This is a genomic window from Leptolyngbya sp. CCY15150 (assembly GCF_016888135.1).
Lineage (GTDB): Bacteria > Cyanobacteriota > Cyanobacteriia > RECH01 > RECH01 > RECH01.
The window spans coordinates 1-415 of sequence record NZ_JACSWB010000187.1 but is presented as its reverse complement, the minus strand read 5'-3'; the positions used below and the strand labels follow the sequence as shown (position 1 = coordinate 415).

1 protein-coding gene is annotated in these 415 nt (G+C 51.3%); it reads left to right on the top strand.

Going from position 1 to position 415, the window contains the following annotated elements; all coding sequences use genetic code 11:
• Window positions 1–113 precede the first annotated feature (113 nt).
• The coding region (locus tag JUJ53_RS13835) for a transposase family protein (RefSeq protein WP_204152627.1) at window positions 114–415 on the top strand (302 nt) is incomplete at its 3' end.

Below are 415 nucleotides of genomic sequence, written 5' to 3'. Positions count from 1 at the left end.
TAGACCTTATCGGAAATTGAGCTGATAGAATCGTTACTAGGAGCCTAGACTAGGGTGAGCCGATGAAAATGACCTACGCTGAGTTGCGGACAAAACCCCGGACCCTGTGCAGTTTGACTGGGCTAAGACTGCAAGAGTTTGAGGTCTTGTTGCCCAGCTTTGGTAATGCTTGGGACAGCTTCATTCAAGACACCTTTCAGCGCAAAGACCGGCAGCGAGCCATGGGGGCAGGTCGCAAAGCGCACCTGAGCGACCTGGAGGATAAGCTCCTGTTCATCCTGGTGTACGTTCGCCTTTACCCGACCCAGGACGTTCAAGGTTTTCTTTTTGGCATGAGCCAAGCACAAGCTAATCAATGGATTCATCGCTTAACTCGCGTCTTGAACCAAGCCTTAGGGTATGAACAGCAACTCCC